This window comes from Rhodococcus sp. PSBB066 (assembly GCF_017068255.1).
Lineage (GTDB): Bacteria > Actinomycetota > Actinomycetes > Mycobacteriales > Mycobacteriaceae > Rhodococcus > Rhodococcus aetherivorans.
The window spans coordinates 3,767,532-3,792,819 of sequence record NZ_CP070859.1; the positions used below are offsets into that span (position 1 = coordinate 3,767,532).

A 25,288-nucleotide genomic window follows, 5' to 3' on the forward strand; every position below is an offset into this window, starting at 1 on the left:
ACGCGCCGATGATACTGGGGCAGGCGAGGCGGGTGAGATGGGCGTGTTGCCGACGAAATCCCAGGTCGCGACCAGTCCGTGACCCCGTTGTGACTGCAGTGTGACGACCGACCGGTGTCCGGCACCCGGATCGGTGATGCGACACTGTTCGACGTGCTGAGACTCGGACTGACCGGAGGCATCGGAGCGGGCAAATCCACCGTCTCCCACGAACTCGTCGCGCTGGGGGCGGTGCTCGTCGACGCGGACACCATCGCCCGCGAAGTCGTCGCGCCGGGCACCGAGGGCCTGGCCGAACTCGCCGCGGCCTTCGGTGACGACATCCTGCTGCCGGACGGATCCCTGAACCGACCGGCGTTGGCCGCCAAGGCCTTTGCCAGCGACGAGGCGCGGGCGGTGCTCAACGCGATCACCCATCCCCGGGTGGGGGCGCGCACCGCCGAACTGGTCGCCGCCGCACCCGCCGACGCCATCGTCGTCCAGGACATCCCGCTCCTCGTCGAGGGCGGCATGGCGCCCGCGTTCCATCTCGTCGCCGTGGTGCACACCGACGCCGGCGAGCGCCTGCGCCGCCTGGTCGAACTGCGGGCGATGCCCGAGGGCGACGCGCGTGCCCGCATCGCCGCCCAGGCCACCGACGAACAGCGCCGCGCGGCCGCGGACGTCTGGCTGGACAACAACGGCGACCGGGACGCCCTCGCGGCGGCCGTGCGCGCCCTGTGGACCGAGCGGCTCGTGCCGTTCGAGGCGAACCTGCGCAGCCGCACCCCCGTGCAGCCGGCGCCGGTGCTCCGCGACCCGAATCCGGACTGGCACCGGCAGGCGCAGCGGCTGATCGGCCGGCTCGCGCTCGCCGCCGGGGGCGGCGCCGTGCGGATCGACCACATCGGCTCGACCGCCGTGCCCGGGCTGGCCGCCGTCGATGTGCTCGACCTCCAGATCACCGTGCCGGACCTCGCCGCGGCGGACGCACTCGAGGACCCCCTCGCCGGCGCCGGATTCCCCCGCATCGCCCACGTCGACCACGACGACCCGCGGCCGTCGTACGGTGCCGGCGGCGAGACCGACCCGGCCGTGTGGGGCGCGCGCCTGCACGGCAGCGCCGACCCCGGTCGGCCCGCGTACGTGCATCTGCGGGTGCAGGGCTGGCCCGGCCAGCAGTTCGCCCTGCTGCTGCGGGACTGGTTGCGCGCGAACCCCGAGGCCGTCGCCGAATTCGCCGAGATCAAGCAGGCCGCGGCCCGTGACGCGGCCGCCCGGCACGACCCGGCCGAGGCCGCCGCCGTCTACGCCGGGGAGAAGGCCCCCTGGTTCGACGGCGCCTACACGCGTGCCTGGGAGTGGGCAGAGAAGACCGGCTGGTCGGCCTGACGCCCGGACCGAGGCGGGACCCGCTCAGCGCCAGCTGACCGGCATGGCCAGCGCGGCCAGCCAGGCATCGAGATCGTGGCCGTGCGTGGCGATGCCGTCCACCGCCCGCAACGCCCGCTGCACCGCGCGCTCGGCGGTCCCCGGATCCAGCAGTCCCGCCGCCGCGGCGGCGAGCAGTTCGTCGACGTCCTCGACGGCGGTGTCGCGGCCGGTGCGCACCACGAGATCGAGGTAGTGGTCGCGCGAGTGCCACACGTTCCCCTCGCACCAGAACTCGCCGACGTCGACGTACCGGTCCTGGTCGCGTTCGAAACCGGGCCGGAAGTGGAAGATCGACGCGCGCAGGCCGAGGTCCGGCAGCAGCCACGACTCGAGATACCCGAACTGCGGGTGGTCGGCGGGCCGCGCCATGTACAGGCCCCACCGCTCGACCCGGTACACCTCCACCTCCCGCACGATGCCCTTCGGGTCGACGTTCGTGTGCGCGGCCACATCGAAGGTCTCGACCTTTACGTGGTGAAGTTTCGCCTCGGGCATGGGCTGAACGTTACTGCGGTCCGGGCCGGTAAACCCGCCGGTGCCGGACCTACCGGCCCGCCGGCCCGGCCGGCACCACCGTCGTCGTCTCGTGCCCGTTGTCCTGCACGAGCGCGGAGGCGGGCAGCCGCCACAGCGCGCCGGCCTGGACGTAGTCGCCGGCCGACCCCGCGAAGTTCACCACCGTGACGACAAAGACGGTGAGGACGAAGTCGACGGGCACGGCGAACAGCAAGGCCACCAGGACCGCGCCCCACAGCGCCACGGGGGCGAGCGTGACGGTCACGGCCGCGTTCCGCGTGAGCCAGGCGTCGCTGCCCGTCGTAAGGAAGGGGAACCGCACCGCGTACGTCGGGCGCACGCCGGAGAGGATCCGGGAGACCAGGCCGTGGGTCAGTTCGTGCACCGCCAGGTAGCCGAGGCACGCCACGACGGTGACGACGACCGTGGGCGCCGTGCCCCACCCGCTCCGCAGCGGCAGGCCCAGGACCACTGCCGCGCCGAGGAGCACGGCGACGGTGAGGACGAGGACGGTCCGGACGGCCGCGGCCGCCCGCGTGTCGTTCTTCAGGTCCAGCCGGGTGTGGACCCGATAGTCCGGTGGGGGCGCCACCGCGGGCTTCGGGTCGTTGCGAGCGTTCACGTGTACCCCCTGGATTTCGCGGTCTCCCGGGCGGACGGTCCGACGAGAGCCGACGGTGGACGGGCGGGCCGGTCCGACCGATCATGCCCGGCGGACGACTCCGTGTCCCGGCGGACGACTCCGTGTCCCGGCGGATGACTCCGTGTCCCGGCGGCCAGGCACCGGGTCCCTGCCGCCGCCGATCGGCATTGTCGGTGCCGCCGCCTACCCTGGTTCCCATGGCGTTCGCAAGCGAGCATCCCGTTGTCGCCCACTCCGAGTTCCGCCCCGTGGGGGAGATCGAACGGGCCGAGGGCCGGTTCGAGGTGGTCAGCGACCACAAGCCTGCCGGGGATCAGCCGGCCGCGATCGACGAACTCGAGCGCCGCCTGCAGGCGGGGGAGAAGGACGTGGTGCTGCTCGGCGCCACGGGCACCGGCAAGTCGGCCACCACCGCGTGGCTGATCGAGCGGGTGCAACGCCCCACCCTGGTGATGGCGCCGAACAAGACCCTCGCCGCGCAGCTCGCCAACGAGCTGCGGGAGATGTTGCCGCACAACGCCGTCGAGTACTTCGTGTCGTACTACGACTACTACCAGCCCGAGGCGTACATCGCGCAGACCGACACGTACATCGAGAAGGACTCCTCGATCAACGACGACGTGGAACGGCTGCGGCACTCGGCCACCTCCGCGCTGCTCTCCCGTCGCGACGTCGTGGTGGTCGCGTCCGTGTCGTGCATCTACGGCCTGGGCACGCCGCAGTCCTACCTGGACCGTTCCATCGCGCTCGAGGTCGGGGTGGAGGTGCCCCGCGACGCCCTGCTGCGCCTGCTGGTGGACGTGCAGTACACCCGCAACGACATGGCGTTCACGCGCGGCTCGTTCCGGGTCAAGGGCGACACCGTCGACATCATCCCCGCGTACGAGGAACTCGCCGTGCGCATCGAGTTCTTCGGCGACGAGATCGACGCGCTCTACTACCTGCACCCCCTGACGGGGGACGTGGTGCGCAAGGTGGACTCGCTGCGGATCTTCCCCGCCACCCACTACGTCGCCGGGCCGGAGCGGATGGAACGGGCTGTGACCGACATCGAGGCCGAACTCGAGGACCGTCTCGCCGACCTCGAGAACCGCGGCAAGCTGCTCGAGGCGCAGCGCCTGCGGATGCGCACCCAGTACGACCTCGAGATGATCCGCCAGGTCGGGTTCTGCTCCGGCATCGAGAACTACTCGAGGCACATCGACGGCCGTCCCGCCGGTTCCGCGCCGGCCACCCTGATCGACTACTTCCCGGAGGACTTCCTGCTGGTCATCGACGAGTCCCACGTCACCGTCCCGCAGATCGGCGCCATGTACGAGGGGGACATGTCGCGCAAGCGCAACCTCGTCGAATTCGGGTTCCGGCTGCCCTCGGCCGTCGACAACCGCCCGTTGACCTGGGAGGAGTTCGCCGCCCGCATCGGCCAGACCGTCTACCTGTCGGCCACCCCCGGCCCGTACGAGCTCGGGCAGGCCGGCGGCGAGTTCGTCGAACAGGTCATCCGGCCGACCGGACTGGTGGACCCGAAGGTCGTCGTCAAGCCCACCAAGGGCCAGATCGACGACCTGGTACACGAGATCCGCGAGCGCGCCGACCGGGACGAGAGGGTGCTCGTCACCACCCTCACCAAGAAGATGTCCGAGGATCTCACCGACTACCTGCTCGAGCTCGGCATCCGGGTGCGCTACCTGCACTCGGACATCGACACCCTCCGGCGCGTCGAGCTGCTCCGGCAGCTGCGGCTCGGCGAGTACGACGTCCTCGTCGGCATCAACCTCCTCCGCGAGGGCCTCGACCTACCCGAGGTCTCGCTCGTGGCGATCCTCGACGCCGACAAGGAGGGGTTCCTGCGCTCGACCACCAGCCTCATCCAGACCATCGGCCGGGCCGCCCGCAACGTCTCCGGCGAGGTCCACATGTACGCCGACAAGGTCACCGACTCGATGGCGCGTGCCATCGAGGAGACCGAGCGGCGCCGCGAGAAGCAGATCGCGTACAACCGCGAGCACGGCATCGACCCGCAGCCGCTGCGCAAGAAGATCGCCGACATCCTCGACCAGGTCTACGAGGAGGCCGACGACACCGTGGAGGTCGGGGGCTCGGGCCGCAACGCCTCCCGCGGCCGCCGCGCCCAGGGGGAATCCGGTCGCGCCGTGAGCGCCGGCGTCTACGAGGGCCGCGACGTGAAGTCCATGCCCCGGGCCGAACTCGCGGACCTCGTGCAGGAACTGACCGACCAGATGATGAACGCGGCCCGCGAGCTGCAGTTCGAACTGGCCGGGCGGTTGCGCGACGAGATCGCCGACCTGAAGAAGGAACTGCGCGGGATGGACGCCGCCGGCCTCGCGTAGCGTCTGCGGCATGGACCCACAGTCTGCCGGCCGCATCGCCCGTGCCCTCGAACTGATCCACTCCGTCGGGTACTTCGCCCCCGAAGTGGACGCCGCGCTCGGCGACACCGGCCTCGAGGCCGGCCGGATGCGGTACTTCGCGGCGCGTTCCGCCGCGCTCGGGGCGGTCGGGGCGGGCGTCGTGACCGCCACCTTCTACAACTTCAGTCCCCGTCTCGTCGCGTCCGCGATCCCGCACGCCTGGCGGCTCGCCACCCCGGAGGCCGTCGTGGCCGCCCGGCTGCGCGGCATCGACGAGTCGCTGGCCCGAATCCTCGGGCCCGAGGTGCTGGACTCGCCGGAGATGCGCGAGGCGGCGGACCTCGCCGCGAGCGCCGCCCGGGCCGTCCCGGGACCGGAGGGCCGGCCGCTGTACGCGGGGCACGCCGACCTGCCGTGGCCGGACGCCCCGCACCTGATCCTGTGGCACGCGCTGACCCTGCTGCGCGAATACCGGGGCGACGGGCACGTCGCGGCGTTGCAGACCGCCGGCCTGACCGGGATCGAGGCCCTCGTCACCCACACCGCCGCGGGGATCGGGTTCAGCGAGGACTTCGCCCGCGCGCGCCGCGGCTGGAGCAAGGAGGAGTGGGCCGACGCGGAGACGGCGCTGCGCTCGCGCGGACTGCTCGACCGCTCCGGTGCGCTCACGGACGAGGGCTTCGAGGTCCGCGAACTCGTCGAGGACCTGACCGACGACCTCGCGGCGGTGCCGTGGGCGGCGCTGGGCGAAGACAAGGCCGACCGGCTGACGGAGCTCGCGCTGCCGTGGCGGGACGCCATCGTGGAGTCCGGCGTGTTCCCCGCGCAGATGTTCGGCCCGCGTTACGGTGACGCACGGTAACGTCAACGGTCGTCAGTGGCGTCGAGCGCGCGGCGGCGGGCCCTGTGGGATCCACCCCAAAGGTCGTCAACCCCGTCCGGTCGGCCGCTACTGTCGACGCAGCAGTCGGAAGGGGGACGCAACGACGGTCGCCCGCCGGCGAAACCCGACCAATTTCATGGAGGAATGCATGAGCGCCTACCGGACCGTAGTCGTCGGAACCGACGGTTCCGAGTCGTCGTACCGCGCCGTCGAGAAGGCAGCAGCTCTCGCCGGTGACGCCGAGGCCCGTCTCGTCATCGCGTGCGCCTACTACCCGGTGGATCCGAAGGACAGTGCCCGCGCCGCCGACGTGCTCGGTGAGGACGCCTACCAGGTGACCGGATCGGCGCCCACCTACGACATCCTGCGCACCGCCCGGGAGAAGGCCCACGCAGCCGGCGCCAAGAACGTCCTCGAACGGGCCGTCGTCGGGGCTCCCGTCGACTCGCTCCTCGAACTGGTCGACGAGGTGGAGGCGGACCTGCTCGTCGTGGGCAACCGGGGCCTGAACACCCTCACCGGCCGGTTGCTCGGCTCCGTACCCTCGGATCTGGCCCGCAAGTCGACCTCGGACGTGCTCATCGTGCACACCGTCCGCTGACGCGTCGATCAGCAGTAGGTCTCGCGGGCGGCACCCACGTAGAACCGGGCGGCGTCGTCGCCCTGCAACTCCGCCCGCGAGACGGACGCCGCGAAGGCCGCGACGGACCGGACCGAGCCGAGGATCTGTTCTTCCGGCAGGCCGGCGGCCAGCTGGGCACACGTCCCCCGGACCAGTGCCACCAGCGTCTCGTCGGGCACCCCGGCGGCCAGCCCGGCCTCGGCCAGGGCCTGCTTGAACCGCAGGGCCGGCCCGTCCAGCGCCTCCGCCTCGACCGGTGCGGCCGCCATCGGGACCGTGACCGGGATGGCGGCCGCGGAGTCCTCCGAGGCCGCGGTCCCCGCACAACCCGCGGTGGTGGCGAGGACCCCGAACCCTGCCAGGATGCGCGCCCAGCGCCCCCGAGGCCACACCGCTCTCACCGCCCCGCCTCCCGCTCCGACCGGTCGCACGTTCGTCCGCAACATACCGCCCGGCCGAACGGCGCAGGCGGTGAAACGGCACATCGGTGACCTGTCACAGCCGGGCCGGCGCCACCAGCGCCGCCAGTGCCTCGGGCAGTTCCCCGGTGTGCAGCACCCCGAGCCGTTGGGTGGCGCGGGTGAGCGCCACGTACAGGTCGTTGAGCCCGCGAGGCGACTCCGCCACGATGGCGGTCGGCTCCACCAGCAGCACCGAATCGAATTCCAGTCCCTTGACGTCCTTCACGGTGGACACCCGCACCGAATCCGACCGCAGATGCGCCCACTGCGCCGCGAGATCGTGCGGCACGATCACCGCCGTGAGGCCCGGGCCGTCCTCGGCCGCGAGGGCGCCGTGCACGGCCTCGAGAAGGCCGTCCGCGTCGACGTTCCGGACCCACGGTGTGAACCCGGACTCGCGCACCGAGCGGGGCGGCACCTGGTGCGGATCGATCTCGGCGAGGACCGCATGTGCGATCTCCATGATCTCCGCGGGCGTGCGGTAGTTGACGGTCAGCTCGGCCTTCTTCCACCGGTTGGCCACGTACGGCTCCAGGATCCGCTGCCAGGACGAGCTGCCGGCCGGATCCCCGGTCTGCGCGGTGTCGCCGACCAGGGTCATCCAACGGTTCGGGATGCGCCGCATCAGCATCCGCCAGGCCATCTCGGACAGCTCCTGCGCCTCGTCGACGATCACGTGCCCGTACGTCCAGGTCCGGTCCCCGGCGGCCCGTTCGGCCGTGGTCTCGTGGCTCGAGCGGCTCTGTCGCTGCGCGAGCTGGTCGGCGTCGATCAGGTCGTACGCCATCAGGATCTCCGGATCCAGCTCGTCCTCGAGATCCTGCGGGGCCGACCCCGTCAGGATGTCCAGGGCGCCCTGCGCGTCGGCGATCTGCTTGCGCCACTGCCGCGCGACGCGCTCCCGCTCGGCCGCGTCGTCGACGCCGAGCAACTCGGCGAGTTCGTCGAGCAGTGGCGCGTCCGCGGCGCTGAACACCCGCGTCGCCGAGGGGCGCAGCAGCAGTGCGCGCTGGTCCTCGTCGAGTTCCGGCGCCGCCGACGCGAGCCGCTCCCGGGACGCGAACAGCTCCGCGAGCACCTGCTGCGGGCTCAGCTGCGGCCACAGCGAGTCGATCGCCGCCGTGATGTCGCGGTCCGCCCGCATCTCGGCCCGGATGTCGTCGATGTCGTCCCGGCTCAACAGGTTTCCGCCGTCGACCAGATTCGCACCGATGATCGACGCGAGCTGGTCGGCGAGCGCGTCCACCACCGCGGAGACGAAGATCGGGCGAGCCAGGTTGTGCGGCCGGCGCGACGACCGGGCCCGGCCCCGCGCCCGCGTGACCGTCTTGCGGTCGAGGGTCAGCCGGTAGGTGTCGAAGACCAGGGGGATCGGCGTCGTCGGGATCTCCTGACGGTCCCGCACCGCCTTCTTCAGCACCTCGATCATGCCGAGCGAGCCCTTGATGGCGCCTGCCTCGAGGGAGTCTTCGACGCTCGCGCGCACCCCGGGGTACAGGTCACCGATCGTGGACAGCAACACGCCGGTCTCGCCGAGGGACGGCAGCACCTGCCCGATGTAGTCCAGGAACGTCGAGTTCGGTCCGACGATGAGCACACCGCTCTTCGCGAGCTGCCGACGGTACGTGTACAGCAGGAACGCCGCCCGGTGCAGGGCCACCGCGGTCTTCCCGGTGCCCGGGCCGCCCTGGACGACGAGCACGCTCTTGTGCTCGGACCGGATGATCGCGTCCTGCTCGGCCTGGATCGTCGCGACGATGTCGTGCATATGCCCGGTCCGCGCGGCGTTCAGCGCGGCCAGCAGCGCCGACTCGCCGGCGACACCCCCCGCCGAGACGGTGGCGTCGTGCGCCTGGGCCGCGTCGAGATCGAGGTACTCGTCGTTGAGCGCGGTGATCGCGCGGCTGCGCGACCGGATGTGCCGGCGCCGCGTCACGCCCTCCGGCGCCGCCGGCGTCGCCAGATAGAACGGCCGGGCCAACGGCGCCCGCCAGTCCAGCAGCAGCGGCTCGTAGTCGTTCGCCTCGTCGAGGATGCCGATGCGGCCGATGTACCGCACCTCGGTCCCGTCGCCGTCCTCGCCGTCGCGCACGTCGATCCGGCCGAAGCACAGCCCGTGCTCGGCCGCGTCGTATTTCGCGATGTCCTCGGTGTACAGCTGCGTGAAGGACTCCCGCTCGCTGCGGGCCTGCGGAGTGCCGCCGGTGTCGAGCAGCACCCGGCTCAGCCGGGTCTTGGCGTAGGCCCGCATGGAGTCGAGGTGGCCGTACAGCATCGACAGGTAGACCTGCTCACGCTCATGGTCGGGGTGGGACAGGCCATCGGCCGGCAAGGGGTCTCCTCGGGGTCGGACGGGCGGCGGGTGCGTCGCCACGAAGTGCCCAAGAAGTCTAGTGGCGGTCCCGCACCGGCGCAGAATCGCCGGGTGCGGGACCGTGCTGTCAGCGCTGCAACTGCAGGCGGGCGCGGGTGAGGGCCTCCTCGGCGCGGTGACGGGCCTGCTGCGCCAGCAACAGGGAACGCTCCTCCGCCGTCAGCGCCCGCTCGCGGGCGACCTTCGCCAGCTCCGGGCCGCGCTCACGGGCCGTGCCCCACAGCAGCGAACTCCGTTCCCGGGCGACCTCGGCGAGTTCGGGTCCGCGTTCGCGGGCGACGTCGAGCAGTTCGGTGCCGCGTTCGCGGGCGACGTCGGCGAGTTCGGGTCCGCGTTCGCGGGCGACGTCGAGCAGTTCGGTGCCGCGTTCGCGGGCGACGTCGGCGAGTTCGGGGCCGCGTTCGCGGGCGACGTCGAGCAGGTGCGTGCCGCGCTCGCGGGCGACCTCGGCGAGCTCGGGTCCGCGCTCGCGGGCAACGCCCAGCAGGTGGCTTCCACGCTCACGGGCGGTGCCGGCCACCTCCGCTGCCTCCTCCGACAGGACCCGGACCCGCTCGGCCACCTTGTGCAGGCTCTCGGTGACCGCTTCGCCCGCGCCGTCGTCCTGATGAGGCAGGACACCGGCGACGGCCTCCTGGGCGCGCCGTGCGGCCCGCCGTCCGCGCCACCCCAGCGACGGCTTGCCTTCGGTGTCCACCGCGGTGATGATCAGCCCGCCGAGCAGGCTGACGTTCTTGAGGAACTGGGTGCGCTGGATGGCCCGGGCCTCCGCATCCTCGACGTTCCAGAAGTCGTGACCCGCCACCGTCGTGGGCACGAGCGTGGTGGCCAGGGCAAGAGCCGCCAGCCGCGGTGCCTTCCCGACCGCGAGCAGCGCACCCGCCCCGATCTGCACGGCGGCGTTGATCCGCACGAGTGTCTCCGGATCGTTCGTGAGCTTCTCGCTCACCGAGTCCGGGAGCTTCTGCGTCACCGTGTCGGGCAGCATGCCCACCGCCCGGTCGAGTCCCGGCTGCGCTGCCGCCGCCTTGGTGGACGAGTCTCTCAGCGCGTCGATGCCCCCGGCGACGAAGACCGACGCGAGCATGGGGCGGGCAATTCTGCGGACAATCATGTGCTTCCTCCCGTGATCGGTGGCGGTTCCACCTTTGCACGCATACCCCGCCGCCCGGCGCGATATGCGCGTTCGACCCGGATCACGCTCCGGACGCCGCGCAGCGATTGCGCGCCGAGGTGGCACGATGTGCGGCGTGAACGATGGGGGAGAAGCGGCAGGGGTCGGCAACATCGGTGGGGCCGGGGTGCACGTGGTGCGCACGCCGACATCGGTCCGGGTCGAGGCCACGATACCGGTGTCGGCCGCGGCGCTGTTCGGGGTGATGCGGGACCCGCTGCGGCACAGCGAGATCGACGGCTCGGGCACGGTGCAGGTGCCCGCGGGGCAGCCCCCGATCACCGCCGTCGGCCAGCGCATCTCCGTGCAGGTGCACTTGCCCGGGCGCAGCGCGTATCCGGTGGTCAACCACGTGGTGGCGTTCGAATCCGACCGGCTGCTGGCGTGGCTGCCGGCCAACCCGGACACGCCGCCGCTCGGCATCCGGTGGGAGTGGTCCTTCACCGGGACGACCGGGGGCGCTGCGGTGAGCCAGACCTGCGACTGGTCCGCGGTGACCGACCCCGCGTACCTGCGTCGCGTGCGGCTTCCGCGGGTCTCGCCCGCGCAGATGTCCGCGAGCCTCGCCCGGCTCGGGCGTGCGGCGCGTTCCTGAACCGCGCCGGGTGCCGACGGTGTCGGTGTCCGGTGTGTCGCATGTCACGCACGCCCTGCCTTTTTGATTGCTAAACTACGCAAGTAGTGGCATCGCCCGCCGGCGGTGGCTCGGACGACGGGAACGGTGATGGTCGCGCAGGCGCGTCAGCCCCTCTATCGGATGAAGGCCGACTTCTTCAAGACGCTCGGACATCCGGCGCGCATCCGCGTCCTCGAGCTGCTCAGCGAGCGTGAGCATGCCGTCTCCGAGATGTTGCCCGAGGTGGGGATCGAACCCGCCAATCTCTCCCAGCAACTGGCGATCCTCCGGCGCGCAGGCCTGGTCACCGCGCGCCGGGAGGGGCTGTCGGTGACGTACGCGCTGACGTCGCCGCGGGTCGCGGAACTGCTGGGCGTCGCCCGCGCCATCCTCACGGGGGTGGTCGCCGGACAGGCGGAGCTGCTCGAGGACGACGTAGCCGAACCGGCGGGCCGAGCGCGCCGCTGAGCCGGTCGCGCACCGGGGCGCTTCGCGCGCATTGATTGCAGACTTTATTAAGTGCTTATTTATTGTTTGTGGTGGAGGCACGATGTCGATGTCGACAGAGCAGCAGGATGCGGTGACCGGGCGCACCGAGGAAGAGGCGGCGGGAGCCGGCACCGTCGTGGCTCGCGCCGCGCGGTCGGTCGCCGCGCTGATGCCGCGCTGGGTCGAGTGGAAACCGGCCCTGCGCTCGCCCCGCGCCGATCTGACCGCCGGACTCGTCGTCGCCCTCGTCGCGTTGCCCCTCGCGCTCGGCTTCGGCATCAGCTCCGGTCTCGGGGCCGCGGCGGGCCTCGCGACCGCCGTCGTCGCGGGAGCGGTCGCCGCCGTGTTCGGCGGCTCCCGCTTCCAGGTGTCGGGCCCGACCGGCGCGATGACCGTCGTCCTGGTGCCGATCTTCCATGAGCACGGCGCCTCCGGCGTCCTCGCGGTGGGACTCGTCGCCGGCGTCGTTCTCGTCGTCCTCGCCTTCGCCGGCATCGGCCGGGCGGTGCGGTTCATGCCCGCCCCGGTGATCGAGGGCTTCACCGCCGGGATCGCCGTGGTCATCGCCCTGCAGCAGGTTCCGGCCGCGCTCGGCATCGCCCACGCCGAGGGGGAGAAGGTGTGGCAGAGCGCGTTCGACGCCGCCCGGCAGTTCGTCGACCAGCCGTCCCTTCTGCCCACGGTCGTGGCGGTGCTTGTCGCGGCGGCCATCCTGATCGGCGGCCGGTACCTGCCGAAGCTGCCGTTCTCGCTCGTCGCGGTGGTGGTGGCCACCGTCGTCGCACAGCTGTTCCATCTGGACGTCACGCGGATCGGGTCCATCCCGTCCGGCTTCAGCGCCCCCAGCCTCGGATTCCTCGACCTGGGTGAGCTGACGTCGCTTCTCGCGCCGGCGCTCGCGGTGGCCGCGCTCGCGGCCCTCGAATCGCTGCTGTCCGCGACCGCCGCGGATTCGATGAGCGTCGGCACCCGGCACGACCCGGACCGGGAGTTGTTCGGGCAGGGCCTGGCCAACATCGCCGCCCCCCTGTTCGGCGGCGTTCCGGCCACGGGCGCGATCGCCCGGACGGCCGTCAACGTCCGCTCGGGGGCGCGGTCCCGGCTGTCCGCCCTCACCCACGCCGTCATCCTCGCCGGGATCGTCTACCTCGCCTCGCCGCTCGTCGCCCAGATCCCCCTTGCCGCGCTCGCCGGCGTTCTGCTCGCCACCACGGTGCGCATGGTCGAGACCGCCTCGATCGTCGCGATCACGCGGGCGAGCCGCGCGGATGCGATCGTCATGACGGTGACGTTCCTGGTCACCGTCGCCCTCGACCTCGTGACGGCGGTCGCGATCGGTGTCGGGTTCGCTGCGGTGCTCGCGCTGCGGGCGGTCGCGAAGTCCGCCCGGATCGAGCAGGTTCCCCTCGACGAGGAAGGGGATCACGCCGCCGAGGAACACGAGCTGTTGCGTGAGCACATCGTCGCGTACCGGATCGACGGTGCTCTGTTCTTCGCCGCGGCCCACCGATTCCTGCTCGAGCTCGCCGACGTCACGGACGTCAAGGTCGTGATCCTGCGCATGTCCCGGGTGACGGCCATCGACGCCACCGGCGCCCTCGTCCTCAAGGACGCCATCACCAAGCTCGAGCACCGGCACATCACGGTCCTGATCTCCGGGGCCAAACCGGAGCACCTGCGGCCGCTGTCCGCGCTGGGTGTCTTCACCACCAAGGACAGCGAGGAGCGGCACGTCTTCGCGACCACGCCCCGAGCGATCGCGTACGCCCGCATGCTGGTGCTGCCGGAACACCGGTACGCCCAGGCCGCCGCCGGTTCCGAGGGGAAGGGGCCGGGAGATTCCGAAGCTCTTCCGGGCGAGTAGAATCGGCGGTGTGACCGGCCCTCGTGGCAGCCTGGCTCTCCTCACCCGGTAACGCCAGGTGAGCACGGGGACCGGTCGCCTGCCGTCGGCGGGACCGGCGGGGCGCGGGCGGCCGCGAGCCGTGCGTGCCGCGGCTCGCCTCCCGGGGGCCCTCCGTTCCGGCCAGTAGCATCTGCTCCGTGACCGACTCGACCGCGAGTACCAGCCGTCCTGCCGCCCTGCGCGTTCTCGTCTACAGCGACGACGCCGACACGCGCGAGCAGGTCACCCGGGCGCTGGGCCGGCGACCCGATCCCGAACTCCCCGAACTCGACTTCGTCGAGGTGGCGACCGAGCCGATGGTGATCCGCCGCATGGACGCCGGTGGTATCGACCTCGCGATCCTGGACGGCGAGGCGGCCCCCGCCGGTGGGATGGGGATCGCCAAGCAACTCAAGGACGAACTCGAACAGTGCCCGCCCGTCGTCGTGCTGACCGGCCGGGCGGACGACGCGTGGCTGGCCGACTGGTCCCGCGCCGAGGCCGCGGTGCCGCGGCCTCTCGACCCGTTCCGCCTCGCGGAGACGGTCGTCGCGCTGCTGCGCGGCCGCGGCACCACCTGAGGGCGGCGCGAAGCGGGCGCCGGCATCGGCCCACGGTCCGGGCGATCTGCCGGTCCCGGCGTCCCGGCACCCCCGCAAGGGTCGGGCGAAACGGAGAAATCACGCCGCGTCGTATCCGCCTCGGCGGGACACCGCGCCGGTAGGCTGAGCCGTACATCACAATGATGCGGTTGAAGTGACTCACGGCACTGTCTCCGTATCGTGATCGTTCGGCCCCAGCGGCCGGTGGAGGTCGGCAAGGGCAACGGGGTCGGCGCGGGTGGCCGGCTCGCACGGAGAGGAGCCAGGCGCCATGAACGTCTACATCCCGATCCTCGTGCTCGGAGGGATCGCGGTCGCCTTCGCGGTGTTCTCGGTCGTCGTGTCCTCGGTGATCGGCCCGAGCCGCTACAACCGAGCCAAGCTCGAAGCCTACGAGTGCGGGATCGACCCGACGCCGCAGCCGCCGGGCGGCGGCAGGTTCCCGGTGAAGTACTACCTGACGGCCATGCTGTTCATCATCTTCGACATCGAGATCGTGTTCCTCTATCCGTGGGCCGTGCACCTCGATGCCCTGGGGGTCTTCGGGCTGGCCGCGATGGCGCTGTTCGTGTTCAACGTCGCCGTCGCCTACGTCTACGAGTGGCGGCGGGGTGGTCTCGGCTGGGAATGACTGCGACAGGGAATGGGATTGTGCCGTAATGGATTCGAACACCGACCGAAAGTGATAAGAGTCGGACATGGGTCTCGAGGAGAAGTTGCCGAGCGGCTTTCTGCTGAGCACGGTGGAGAGTTTCGCCGGTTTCGCGCGCAAGGGTTCGCTGTGGCCCGCGACCTTCGGGCTCGCGTGCTGCGCGATCGAGATGATGACCACCGTGTCGCCGCGGTTCGACATCGCACGGTTCGGGATGGAGGCGTTCCGCGCCTCGCCGCGACAGGCCGACCTCATGATCGTCGCCGGCCGGGTCAGCCAGAAGATGGCCCCGGTGCTGCGGCAGGTCTACGACCAGATGGTCGAGCCGAAATGGGTATTGGCCATGGGTGTGTGCGCCTCCTCGGGCGGCATGTTCAACAACTACGCCGTCGTCCAGGGTGTCGACCACATCGTTCCCGTCGACATCTACCTACCCGGGTGCCCGCCCCGGCCGGAGATGCTGCTGCACGCCGTCCTGATGCTGCACGAGAAGATCCAGCAGATGCCGCTCGGCGTGGACCGGGAGAAGGCCGTGCAGGCCGCCGAGGAGGCGGCCCTGGCTGCCGCCCGGCCCGTCGTGCCCACCCTCCAGGTGCGGGGGTCGGCCCGGTGACCTCCTCCTCCGACAACGAACGGTCCTCGCGCCCTACGGATCCCGCGACGCGCGCGCAGGACACCGCACTGCCGGTGGACCGGGCGGCCACCACCGGCCCCGAGGGAACGCTGCCGGCGCGGCCCGACGGCGGCGCCGAGGTGATCGGCGTCCGCACGGGCATGTTCGGGGTCCGCGGCAGCGGCGACACCTCCGGCTACGGGCGGCTCGTACGCCCGGTGACCCTGCCCGGGAGCACCCCGCGCCCGTACGGCGGGTACTTCGACGACGTGGCCGACGCCCTGCACGCCGCCGTCACCGAGTCCGGGGTGGATGTCGAGGCGGCGATCGAGAAGGTCGTCGTCCACCGCGGTGAGCTGACCTTCCACGTCCGTCGCGAGCACCTTCCCGAGGTGGCCCGGCGGTTGCGCGACGAACCGGACCTGCGCTTCGAACTGTGCCTCGGCGTCGACGGGGCGCACTACCCGCAGGACACCGGCCGCGAACTGCACGCGGTGTACCCGCTCATGTCGATCACCCACAACCGCCGCATCCGGCTCGAGGTGTCGGCCCCGGACGCCGACCCCCACATCCCGTCGCTGTACGGGGTGTATCCGACCAACGACTGGCACGAGCGCGAGACCTACGACTTCTTCGGGATCGTGTTCGACGGCCACCCGTCGCTGACCCGCATCGAGATGCCCGACGACTGGTCGGGGCATCCGCAACGCAAGGACTATCCGCTCGGCGGCATCCCCGTCGAGTACCACGGGGCGGAGATCCCGCCGCCCGACGAGCGGAGGGCGTACAGCTGATGACCGACATCACCGAGGGGCCGGTCCACACCGTCGTCGGCGAGGACTGGGACAGCATCGTCGAGGCCGCCCGCGCCTCGGCCGCCGACCGCGGCGACGAACGCATCGTGGTCAACATGGGGCCCCAGCACCCGTCGACCCACGGCGTCCTGCGGCTCGTGCTCGAGATCGAGGGCGAGACCGTCACCGAGGCCCGCTGCGGAATCGGCTACCTGCACACCGGCATCGAGAAGAACCTCGAATACCGCACCTGGACCCAGGGCGTCACCTTCGTCACCCGGATGGACTACCTGTCGCCGTTCTTCAACGAGACCGCCTACTGCCTCGGCGTCGAGAAGCTGCTCGACATCACCGACGCGATCCCCGAACGGGCCACCGTGATCCGCGTGCTGCTCATGGAGCTCAACCGGATCTCCTCGCACCTCGTCGCCCTGGCCACCGGCGGCATGGAACTCGGCGCGATGACCGCGATGTTCCTCGGTTTCCGGGAGCGGGAACTGATCCTCGACGTGTTCGAGACGATCACCGGTCTGCGCATGAACCACGCCTACATCCGTCCGGGCGGGCTCGCGCAGGACCTGCCGGCCGGGGCGGTCGAGAAGATCCGCGACCTGCTCGACCTGCTGCCCCGGCGGCTGCGGGACATGGCGGACCTGCTCAATGAGAACCACATCTGGAAGGCCCGCACCCAGGGCATCGGCTACCTCGACCTGACCGGCTGCATGGCCCTCGGCATCACCGGCCCCGTCCTGCGCTCGACCGGCCTGCCGCACGACCTGCGCAAGTCGCAACCGTACTGCGGCTACGACACCTACGAGTTCGACGTGTGCACCGACACCGGATGCGACGCCTACGGCCGCTACCTGATCCGGATCGACGAGATGAAGCAGTCGATCAGGATCGTCGAGCAGTGTCTCGACCGGCTGCGACCCGGGCCGGTCATGGTGGAGGACAAGAAGATCGCGTGGCCGGCCGACCTGTCCCTCGGCGCGGACGGTCTCGGTAACTCCCCGGAGCACATCCGGAAGATCATGGGCAACTCGATGGAGGGCCTGATCCACCACTTCAAGCTCGTCACCGAGGGTTTCCGCGTCCCACCCGGCCAGGTGTACACCGCCGTCGAGTCCCCGCGCGGGGAACTGGGCGTGCACATGGTCAGCGACGGCGGCACCCGGCCGTACCGGGTGCACTTCCGGGACCCGTCCTTCACGAACCTGCAAGCGGTGTCCGCGATGTGCGAGGGCGGCATGGTCGCCGACGTCATCGCCGCGGTCGCCAGCATCGATCCCGTGATGGGGGGAGTGGACCGTTGACGCAGGAGCAGCGAGTAGCGATCGAGCCGGACCCGGCCCCCGGCCCGGTGTTCATCCAATTCGGCCCACGACCCGAGGAGCGGACCCGATTGGTGCGGCCGGGCGCCCGCGAGCGGTACCCGGCGGACGTGCGGGCCCGCCTCGAGACCGACGCCGCGGAGATCATCGGCCGCTACCCGCAGCCACGCTCCGCCCTGCTGCCGCTGCTGCACCTGGTGCAGTCCGAGGACGGGTACATCACCCCGGCCGGCGTCGAGTTCTGCGCCGACCGGCTCGGGCTCACCGGCGCCGAGGTCGGCGCGGTGGCCACGTTCTACTCCATGTACCGGCGCGAGCCCACCGGCGACTACCTCGTCGGCGTCTGCACCAACACCCTGTGCGCGATCATGGGCGGCGACGAGATCCTCGAAGCGCTCGAGGGACACCTCGGGCTGCGCACCGCAGCCGCCGGCACCGCGGAGGACGCCGCCGGCGACGCCACCGAGGCCGGCACCATCACCCTCGAGCACCTCGAATGCAACGCCGCCTGCGACTTCGCACCCGTCGTGATGGTCAACTGGGAGTTCTTCGACCACCAGACCCCGGACTCGGCCCGCGCGCTCGTCGACGACCTGCGCGCCGGCCGCCCCGTCACGCCCACCCGGGGCGCACCGCTGTGCACCTTCCGGCAGACCGCCCGCATCCTCGCCGGGTTCCCGGACGAGCGTCCCGGCGCCCTGGCGGCGGGCGGCAGCGCGGGTGCGGCATCGCTCGCGGGCCTGCGCATCGCCCGTGAGCGGGGCATGCGGGCCCCCGCGCCGGAGCCGGAACAGTCCTCCGACCCGGGCCCGGTCGCCGGACCCCGATCCGAAGGAGGCTGACGTGCCGTTGACCCCTGTCCTGAGCCGGTACTGGGACGAGCCCGAGTCCTGGACACTCGATACCTACCGCCGCCACGACGGATACGAGGGCCTGCGCAAGGCACTGCGCATGCCCCCGGACGAGGTGATCGCCACCGTCAAGGAGGCGGGCCTGCGCGGCCGCGGCGGCGCCGGCTTCGCCACCGGCGTGAAGTGGAGCTTCATCCCCCAGGGTGACGGCAAACCCCACTACCTGGTGGTCAACGCCGACGAATCCGAGCCGGGCACCTGCAAGGACATGCCCCTGCTGCTGGCCACACCGCACGCGCTCGTCGAAGGCGCCGTCATCGCGGCGTACGCCATCCGCGCCGCGCACGCCTTCGTCTACGTCCGCGGCGAGGTGGTGCCGGTGCTGCGCCGGCTGCAGGCCGCGGTCGCCGAGGCCTACGCCGCGGGCTTCCTCGGCCGCGACATCCTCGGCAGCGGCTACGACCTCGAACTCGTCGTGCACGCCGGCGCCGGGGCGTACATCTGCGGTGAGGAGACCGCGCTGCTGGATTCCCTCGAGGGCCGACGCGGCCAGCCCCGGCTGCGCCCGCCGTTCCCCGCCGTCGCGGGCCTGTACGCGCGCCCGACGGTCGTCAACAACGTCGAGTCGATCGCGAGCGTGCCGTCGATCCTCCACAACGGGATCGAGTGGTTCCGCTCCATGGGCACCGAGAAGTCACCGGGCTTCACGCTCTACTCCCTGTCCGGTCACGTGACGACACCCGGCCAGTACGAGGCGCCCCTGGGAATCACCCTGCGGGAACTGCTCGACTACGCGGGCGGCGTGCGGGCCGGGCACCGGCTGAAGTTCTGGACCCCCGGCGGCTCGTCGACGCCGCTCTTCACCGACGAGCACCTCGACGTCCCGCTCGACTACGAAGGCGTCGCCGGGGCCGGCTCCATGCTGGGCACCAAGGCACTGCAGATCTTCGACGAGACCACCTGCGTGGTGCGCGCGGTGCTGCGCTGGACCGAGTTCTACGCGCACGAGTCGTGCGGCAAGTGCACACCGTGCCGGGAGGGCACCTACTGGCTGGTGCAGATCCTGCGGCGGCTCGAGCGAGGCGACGGAACCGGAGCCGACCTGGACAAGCTGCTCGACCTCTCCGACAACATCCTCGGCAGGTCGTTCTGCGCACTCGGCGACGGCGCGACCAGCCCCATCACGTCGTCGATCAAATACTTCCGCGACGAGTACCTGGCGCACTTCGAGCACGGCGGCTGCCCGTTCGACCCGCACCTGTCCACCCTCATGGCGGGGGCCGGTGCGGGCCGACCGAACGACGGGGGTACGCGATGAGCGTCCACACCAACCACGACACCACCGGCCTGCCGACCCCGCCCGATCTGGTGACCGTCGTCGTCGACGGCGTCGAGATCAGCGTCCCGAAGGGCACCCTCGTCATCCGCGCCGCGGAACTGCTCGGCGTCCAGATTCCCCGATTCTGCGACCACCCGCTGCTCGAACCCGTCGGCGCGTGCCGCCAGTGCCTGGTCGACGTGGAGGGCCAGCGCAAGCCCGTCGCCTCGTGCACAACCCCGGTGACGGACGGCATGGTCGTGCACACGCAGCTGACGTCGCCTGTGGCCGACAAGGCGCAGAAGGGCGTGATGGAGCTGCTGTTGATCAACCATCCGCTGGACTGCCCGGTCTGCGACAAGGGCGGCGAATGTCCCCTGCAGAACCAGGCAATGTCGAACGGGCGTGCCGAGTCCCGCTTCACCGAGGTCAAACGCACGTTCCCCAAACCGATCTCGCTCTCCTCGCAGATCCTCCTGGACCGCGAGCGATGCGTGCTCTGCGCCCGGTGCACACGGTTCTCCCAGCAGATCGCCGGCGACCCCTTCATCGAACTGATGGAACGCGGCGCCCTGCAGCAGGTCGGCATCTACGAGAAGGAACCGTTCGAGTCCTACTTCTCCGGCAACACCGTGCAGATCTGCCCGGTCGGCGCGCTCACGGGGGCGGCCTACCGGTTCCGCGCCCGGCCGTTCGACCTGGTGTCGAGCCCGAGCGTGTGCGAACACTGTGCCAGCGGCTGCGCCCAGCGCACCGACCACCGGCGCGGTACGGTGCTGCGCCGGCTGGCCGGTGACGACCCGCAGGTCAACGAGGAATGGAACTGCGACAAGGGCCGGTGGGCCTTCACCTACGCCACCCAGCCCGACCGCCTCACCATCCCGTTGGTCCGGGGCGACGACGGCACGCTCGCACCCGCCTCGTGGCGCGACGCCCTGCGGGTCGCCGCCCGCGGACTCACCGCCGCGCGCGGCCGTACCGGCGTGCTCGTCGGCGGCCGCGTCACCGTCGAGGACGCGTACGCGTACGGCAAGTTCGCGCGTATCGGCCTGGACACCAACGACATCGACTTCCGGTCGCGTCCGCATTCCGCGGAGGAGGCACAATTCCTGGCGGCCCGGGTCGCCGGGCGGTGGCCCGGCGCCGGCGCCGTGACCTACGACGACCTCGAGAACGCCCCCGCGGTGCTGCTCGCCGGATTCGAGCCCGAGGACGAGTCGCCCATCGTGTTCCTGCGGCTGCGCAAGGCGGTCCGCAGGCGGGGGCTGGCGGTGCGCGCGATCGCACCGTTCGCGAGCCGTGGCCTCGAGAAGCTGTCCGGCCGGCTCCTGCCGGCCGTCCCGGGCGCCGAACCGGACCTGCTCGACACCCTCCGCCTCGCCGGTCGGCCCGGACACCGGGACGAAGCGGAGACCGCCGAGCTCCTGCGCCGACCCGGTGCGGTCGTCCTGGTGGGGGAGCGGCTGGCCGCGGTGCCGGGGGCGTTGTCGGCCGTCGGCCGTCTCGCCGACGACACCGGCGCGCGGCTGGCGTGGATCCCGCGGCGGGCCGGTGAACGCGGTGCGCTGGAGGCCGGGACCCTGCCGGGACTTCTGCCCGGCGCCCGACCGGTCACCGACGCCGACGCCCGACGCCAGGTCGCCGCCGTCTGGGGCGTGCCGGACCTGCCGCCGTCCGCCGGCCGGGACACGGCGCAGATCCTCACCGACGCCGCGTCGGGCACGCTCGGAGCCCTGGTGATCGGCGGGGTCGACGTCGACGACCTGCCCGACCCGCACGCCGCTGTCGCCGCGGTCGACGCCGCCGGCTTCGTCGTCAGCCTGGAACTGCGGCGCAGCGCGATCACCGACCGGGCCGACGTCGTCTTCCCCGTCGCACCCGCGGTGGAGAAACCGGGAACCTTCCTCGATTGGGAGGGCCGGGCGCGCCCCTTCGCCGCCGCGTTGCGCAACACCGGCGCCCTGCCGGATCAGCGGGTCCTCGGCGCGATCGCCGACGAGATGGGCGTCCGCCTCGGCCTCGTCGACGCCGCGGCGGCTCTCGACGAGCTCGTGGCGCTGGGTTCCTGGGACGGCGCACCTGCCGGTCCACCGGACGTCGCGCCGCGGGACCGCCCGCAGCCGGGCCCCGGTGAGGCGGTGCTCGCGGGATGGCGGATGCTCCTCGACCGCGGACGGATGCAGGACGGCGAACCGCATCTCGCCGGGACCGCCCGCCGGCCGGTGGCCCGGCTGTCCGCCGTCACCGCCGCCGAGATCGGCGCCGACGCCGGGGATCCGGTGACCGTCGCGACGGACCGGGGCTCGATCACGCTGCCCTTGGCGATCGCCGACATGCCCGACCGGGTCGTGTGGGTGCCGCTCAATTCGCCGGGATGCGCGGTGCATCGGCAACTGGCCGCGTCCGTGGGGGACACCGTCCGGATCCGCCGGGGCGACGCCCGGTCGCAGGAGGTGACCGATGAGTGACGCCGTTCTGTTCGGCGCCGCGGCGGTGCCGGTTCCCGGTGCCCTGTCGGCGCAGTCCGGGTACCCCGATCCGGCGTCGTTCGGTCAGGATCCGTGGTGGCTGGTCGTCGTCAAGGCGGTGGCCGTCTTCGCCTTCCTGGTGTTGACGGTGCTCGTCGCGATTCTTGCGGAGCGAAAGATCCTGGCGCGCATGCAGATGCGGGTCGGCCCGAACCGGGTGGGCCCGCGCGGGTTGCTGCAGAGCCTCGCCGACGGCGTCAAACTCGCCCTGAAGGAGGGCATCGTGCCCGCGGGCGTGGACAAACCCATCTACGTCCTCGCGCCGATCATCGCGACAGTGCCGGCGTTCATGGCGTTCGCCGTCATCCCGCTCGGGCCGGTGGTCTCCGTGTTCGGCCAGCGCACGCCGCTGCAGTTGACGGACCTGCCCGTGGCCGTGCTGTACATCCTCGCGGCCACCTCGATCGGCGTCTACGGCATCGTGCTCGCCGGCTGGGCGTCCGGGTCCACCTACCCGCTGCTGGGCGGTCTGCGCTCGACGGCGCAGGTGATCTCCTACGAGATCGCGATGGCCCTCTCGTTCGCGGCCGTCTTCCTGCTGTCGGGCACGCTGTCCACCTCCGGCATCGTCGCCGCCCAGGACGGCGTCTGGTACGTCTTCCTGCTCCTGCCCTCGTTCCTGATCTACGTCACGGCGATGGTCGGCGAGACCAACCGGGCACCGTTCGACCTGCCCGAAGCCGAGGGCGAACTCGTCGGCGGCTTCCACACGGAGTACTCGTCGCTGAAGTTCGCGATGTTCATGCTCGCCGAGTACGTCAACATGGTGACGGTCTCGGCGCTGGCCACCACCCTGTTCCTCGGCGGCTGGCGCGCGCCGTGGCCGCTGAACATGTGGGAGGGCGCGAACTCCGGCTGGGTGCCGCTGCTCTGGTTCGTCCTCAAGGTGTGGGGATTCCTGTTCCTGTTCGTATGGTTGCGCGGCACACTGCCCCGGCTGCGGTACGACCAGTTCATGAACCTGGGCTGGAAAGTGCTGATTCCGGTGGCGCTCGCCTGGATCATGGTCGTCGCCGTGATCCGCGTCCTGCGCACGGAGGGCCTGGACCGGTGGCAGTTCGTCCTCGCCGCGGCGGGTGTCGTCGTCGCCCTGGCGGTGCCGTCGCTCATGTGGAACCGCATGCGCGCCGGCCGCCCCCGGCCCACCGGGACCCCCGGCGGGACGGCGGCCCCTCCGTCTGCGGCGACCGCCGAGCCGTTCGACCCGATGGCCGGGGGCTTCCCCGTCCCGCCGCTGCCCGGCCAGACGCTGCCGCCGCGGCAGCGACGCACCCCCGTCGCCGCAGCCGGCGTCGGGCGCCGTTCCGATCCGACCACCGAGGAGAACCGCGATGCCTGACTTCCTCGATCCCATCGCGGGATTCGGAGTGACCTTCAGGGCAATGTTCCACAAGGCCCAGACCGAGCGCTACCCCGAGCAGAAGGAACCGACCGCACCGCGCTACCACGGCCGACATCAGCTCAACCGCCATCCCGACGGACTGGAGAAGTGCATCGGGTGCGAACTGTGTGCCTGGGCGTGCCCCGCCGACGCCATCTACGTCGAGGGTGCGGACAACACCGACACCGAGCGATACTCGCCGGGGGAGCGCTACGGACGCGTCTACCAGATCAACTACCTGCGGTGCATCGGGTGCGGGCTGTGCATCGAGGCCTGCCCGACGCGGGCGTTGACCATGACCAACGAGTACGAGATGGCCGACGACAACCGGACCGACCTGATCTACGACAAGACCAGGCTGCTCGCGCCGCTCGCGCCCGGCATGGCCGCCCCGCCCCACGACATGTACCCGGGCACGACGGACGAGGACTACTACCTCGGCACGGTGACCGAGGCCGCGCCCGGCACCACGTCGGCCGCCGACGGAACCGTCGAAGCCGACCGGGAACCGACGCAGCCGCGAGGCGGCCGCGATGTGGCGTGACCGGCGGAGAGGGGAGTGGTCTCGATGGACCCGATGACTCCGGCGCTGCTGGCGGCCGAGGCCTTCACCCGCACGTCCACCGGTGAGGCCGTGCTGTTCTGGATCCTCGGAACACTCGCGGTGATCGGCGCACTGGGCGTCGTCACCGCGACCAAGGCCGTGTACTCGGCGATGTTCCTCGCCGTCACCATGATCATCCTCGCGGTGTTCTACATCGCCCAGGACGCGTTGTTCCTCGGCGTCGTGCAGATCGTGGTGTACACGGGGGCGGTCATGATGCTGTTCCTGTTCGTGGTCATGCTCGTCGGCGTCGATTCCTCCGACGCGCTCGTCGAGACCCTGCGCGGCCAGCGGGTCGCCGCGATCGCGGCCGGCCTCGGATTCGGGCTGCTGCTCGTCGGCGGTCTCGGCAACGCCGCCGTCGGGGAGTTCGCCGGCCTCGACGACGCGAACGCCGCAGGCAACATCGCCGGCCTGGCCGAGCTGATCTTCGTACGGTACGTCTGGGCGTTCGAACTCACCGGAGCCCTGCTGATCACCGCCACGATCGGCGCCATGGTCCTCGCCCATCGGGAACGCTTCGGGCTGCGCAAGACCCAGCAGGAACTGTCGCAGGAACGCTTCCGCGCCGGCGGCCGCGCCACCCCGCTGCCGAGTCCCGGGGTCTACGCCCGCCACAACGCGGTCGACGTGCCGGCCCGGCTGCCCGACGGATCGTACTCGGACCTGTCGGTCAGCGAGGTGCTCCGGCGGCGGGCGATGTCCGCCGACGGAGCAGCCGGCCCACGCGCGGGCGACGCACCCCGACGCGGCTCGTCCGGTGAGGAGGGATCGCGGTGAACCCCGAGAACTACCTGTACCTGTCCGCCCTGTTGTTCACCATCGGTGCGGTCGGTGTCCTGCTGCGCCGCAACGCGATCGTCGTGTTCATGTGCATCGAGCTCATGCTCAACGCCGCGAACCTGGCGTTCGTCACGTTCGCCCGCATGCACGGCAACCTCGACGGTCAGGTCATCGCGTTCTTCACCATGGTCGTCGCCGCCGCCGAGGTCGTCGTCGGCCTGGCGATCATCATGACCATCTTCCGCGCCCGGCGTTCGGTGTCCGTCGACGACGCCAACCTCCTGAAGTACTGACGACCCCGGACAGCCCGTCCGCACACGCACGAGGAGGAGACTGTGCCCGAGACGACCGCGCCCGAGACGACCGCGCCCGAGACGACGGCC

24 protein-coding genes are annotated in these 25,288 nt (G+C 71.4%); 19 read left to right on the forward strand and 5 right to left on the reverse strand.

What is annotated here, in order from left to right:
• The first annotated feature begins 153 nt into the window (after positions 1 to 153).
• Positions 154 to 1,371, forward strand: a complete 1,218-nt coding sequence (gene coaE, locus JYA75_RS17195; RefSeq protein ID WP_029543986.1) for a dephospho-CoA kinase — start codon at positions 154 to 156, stop codon at positions 1,369 to 1,371.
• 24 nt (positions 1,372 to 1,395) lie between these two features.
• Here the strand turns inward: coaE and JYA75_RS17200 are convergent, their stop codons facing one another.
• Both JYA75_RS17200 and JYA75_RS17205 read right to left on the reverse strand, forming a co-directional pair.
• On the reverse strand, positions 1,396 to 1,908 hold the full coding sequence (locus tag JYA75_RS17200; protein ID WP_006948072.1) for a DUF402 domain-containing protein: 513 nt from the start codon (positions 1,906 to 1,908) through the stop codon (positions 1,396 to 1,398).
• Between the two features lie 49 nt (positions 1,909 to 1,957).
• Positions 1,958 to 2,551 (reverse strand): DUF3267 domain-containing protein, encoded by a 594-nt coding sequence (locus tag JYA75_RS17205; protein ID WP_050035313.1) that lies wholly within the window; start codon positions 2,549 to 2,551, stop codon positions 1,958 to 1,960.
• A 218-nt stretch (positions 2,552 to 2,769) separates the two neighbouring features.
• Here JYA75_RS17205 and uvrB point away from each other — a divergent pair, with 218 nt between their 5' ends.
• The 3 genes from uvrB (at position 2,770) to JYA75_RS17220 (ending at position 6,428) form a co-directional block, all read left to right on the forward strand.
• On the forward strand, positions 2,770 to 4,923 hold the full coding sequence (uvrB, locus tag JYA75_RS17210) for an excinuclease ABC subunit UvrB (RefSeq protein WP_006948089.1): 2,154 nt from the start codon (positions 2,770 to 2,772) through the stop codon (positions 4,921 to 4,923).
• 10 nt (positions 4,924 to 4,933) lie between these two features.
• Positions 4,934 to 5,806 carry a hypothetical protein gene (locus JYA75_RS17215; protein WP_006948091.1) on the forward strand — a complete coding sequence of 291 codons (873 nt, stop codon included), beginning with the start codon at positions 4,934 to 4,936 and terminating at the stop codon, positions 5,804 to 5,806.
• Positions 5,807 to 5,975: 169 nt separating this feature from the next.
• Positions 5,976 to 6,428, forward strand: coding sequence for a universal stress protein (locus JYA75_RS17220; RefSeq protein ID WP_006948093.1), 453 nt, complete (start codon positions 5,976 to 5,978; stop codon positions 6,426 to 6,428).
• An 8-nt stretch (positions 6,429 to 6,436) separates the two neighbouring features.
• Here the strand turns inward: JYA75_RS17220 and JYA75_RS17225 are convergent, their stop codons facing one another.
• From JYA75_RS17225 to JYA75_RS17235, 3 genes are all read right to left on the reverse strand, one after another.
• On the reverse strand, positions 6,437 to 6,850 hold the full coding sequence (locus tag JYA75_RS17225; RefSeq protein ID WP_232334186.1) for a DUF732 domain-containing protein: 414 nt from the start codon (positions 6,848 to 6,850) through the stop codon (positions 6,437 to 6,439).
• Between the two features lie 94 nt (positions 6,851 to 6,944).
• On the reverse strand, positions 6,945 to 9,185 hold the full coding sequence (locus JYA75_RS17230; protein ID WP_155948287.1) for an ATP-binding domain-containing protein: 2,241 nt from the start codon (positions 9,183 to 9,185) through the stop codon (positions 6,945 to 6,947).
• 166 nt (positions 9,186 to 9,351) lie between these two features.
• Positions 9,352 to 10,398, reverse strand: coding sequence for a DoxX family protein (locus JYA75_RS17235; RefSeq protein ID WP_029543972.1), 1,047 nt, complete (start codon positions 10,396 to 10,398; stop codon positions 9,352 to 9,354).
• A 127-nt stretch (positions 10,399 to 10,525) separates the two neighbouring features.
• On the opposite strand from JYA75_RS17235, the gene JYA75_RS17240 reads away from it, so the two are divergent.
• From JYA75_RS17240 to nuoK, 15 genes are all read left to right on the forward strand, one after another.
• Positions 10,526 to 11,053, forward strand: a complete 528-nt coding sequence (locus JYA75_RS17240; protein WP_203329213.1) for a hypothetical protein — start codon at positions 10,526 to 10,528, stop codon at positions 11,051 to 11,053.
• A gap of 129 nt (positions 11,054 to 11,182) precedes the next feature.
• The gene (locus JYA75_RS17245) at positions 11,183 to 11,542 is read left to right on the forward strand and encodes a metalloregulator ArsR/SmtB family transcription factor (protein ID WP_029543966.1); all 360 of its coding nucleotides are present in this window, start codon (positions 11,183 to 11,185) and stop codon (positions 11,540 to 11,542) included.
• An 82-nt stretch (positions 11,543 to 11,624) separates the two neighbouring features.
• A complete protein-coding gene (locus JYA75_RS17250) occupies positions 11,625 to 13,427 on the forward strand; it encodes a SulP family inorganic anion transporter (protein ID WP_203329214.1) in 1,803 nt (600 codons plus the stop codon).
• A 179-nt stretch (positions 13,428 to 13,606) separates the two neighbouring features.
• A complete protein-coding gene (locus JYA75_RS17255) occupies positions 13,607 to 14,029 on the forward strand; it encodes a response regulator transcription factor (protein ID WP_050035312.1) in 423 nt (140 codons plus the stop codon).
• A gap of 292 nt (positions 14,030 to 14,321) precedes the next feature.
• Positions 14,322 to 14,681 (forward strand): NADH-quinone oxidoreductase subunit A, encoded by a 360-nt coding sequence (locus JYA75_RS17260; RefSeq protein WP_003937927.1) that lies wholly within the window; start codon positions 14,322 to 14,324, stop codon positions 14,679 to 14,681.
• A gap of 67 nt (positions 14,682 to 14,748) precedes the next feature.
• Positions 14,749 to 15,315 (forward strand): NADH-quinone oxidoreductase subunit B, encoded by a 567-nt coding sequence (locus JYA75_RS17265; protein WP_006931008.1) that lies wholly within the window; start codon positions 14,749 to 14,751, stop codon positions 15,313 to 15,315.
• Positions 15,316 to 15,425: 110 nt separating this feature from the next.
• Complete coding sequence (locus JYA75_RS17270; protein ID WP_231386022.1) at positions 15,426 to 16,109, forward strand: NADH-quinone oxidoreductase subunit C; 684 nt, start codon at positions 15,426 to 15,428, stop codon at positions 16,107 to 16,109.
• Positions 16,110 to 16,117: 8 nt separating this feature from the next.
• The gene (nuoD, locus tag JYA75_RS17275; protein ID WP_170914107.1) at positions 16,118 to 17,422 is read left to right on the forward strand and encodes an NADH dehydrogenase (quinone) subunit D; all 1,305 of its coding nucleotides are present in this window, start codon (positions 16,118 to 16,120) and stop codon (positions 17,420 to 17,422) included.
• Positions 17,419 to 18,282, forward strand: a complete 864-nt coding sequence (nuoE, locus tag JYA75_RS17280; RefSeq protein ID WP_050035311.1) for an NADH-quinone oxidoreductase subunit NuoE — start codon at positions 17,419 to 17,421, stop codon at positions 18,280 to 18,282. Before nuoD ends, nuoE begins: the two co-directional genes overlap by 4 nt.
• A 1-nt stretch (position 18,283) precedes the next feature.
• Positions 18,284 to 19,609 (forward strand): NADH-quinone oxidoreductase subunit NuoF, encoded by a 1,326-nt coding sequence (gene nuoF / locus JYA75_RS17285; RefSeq protein WP_006931004.1) that lies wholly within the window; start codon positions 18,284 to 18,286, stop codon positions 19,607 to 19,609.
• Complete coding sequence (locus tag JYA75_RS17290; protein WP_203329215.1) at positions 19,606 to 22,077, forward strand: NADH-quinone oxidoreductase subunit G; 2,472 nt, start codon at positions 19,606 to 19,608, stop codon at positions 22,075 to 22,077. Before nuoF ends, JYA75_RS17290 begins: the two co-directional genes overlap by 4 nt.
• A 43-nt stretch (positions 22,078 to 22,120) precedes the next feature.
• Positions 22,121 to 23,476 (forward strand): NADH-quinone oxidoreductase subunit NuoH, encoded by a 1,356-nt coding sequence (nuoH, locus tag JYA75_RS17295; protein WP_203330196.1) that lies wholly within the window; start codon positions 22,121 to 22,123, stop codon positions 23,474 to 23,476.
• Positions 23,469 to 24,062 carry an NADH-quinone oxidoreductase subunit NuoI gene (gene nuoI / locus JYA75_RS17300; RefSeq protein WP_029543953.1) on the forward strand — a complete coding sequence of 198 codons (594 nt, stop codon included), beginning with the start codon at positions 23,469 to 23,471 and terminating at the stop codon, positions 24,060 to 24,062. The genes nuoH and nuoI overlap by 8 nt, the downstream gene beginning before the upstream one ends.
• 33 nt (positions 24,063 to 24,095) lie before the next feature.
• On the forward strand, positions 24,096 to 24,902 hold the full coding sequence (locus JYA75_RS17305; RefSeq protein WP_170914106.1) for an NADH-quinone oxidoreductase subunit J: 807 nt from the start codon (positions 24,096 to 24,098) through the stop codon (positions 24,900 to 24,902).
• A complete protein-coding gene (nuoK, locus tag JYA75_RS17310) occupies positions 24,899 to 25,198 on the forward strand; it encodes an NADH-quinone oxidoreductase subunit NuoK (protein ID WP_050035308.1) in 300 nt (99 codons plus the stop codon). The genes JYA75_RS17305 and nuoK overlap by 4 nt, the downstream gene beginning before the upstream one ends.
• The last annotated feature ends 90 nt before the right edge of the window (positions 25,199 to 25,288 follow it).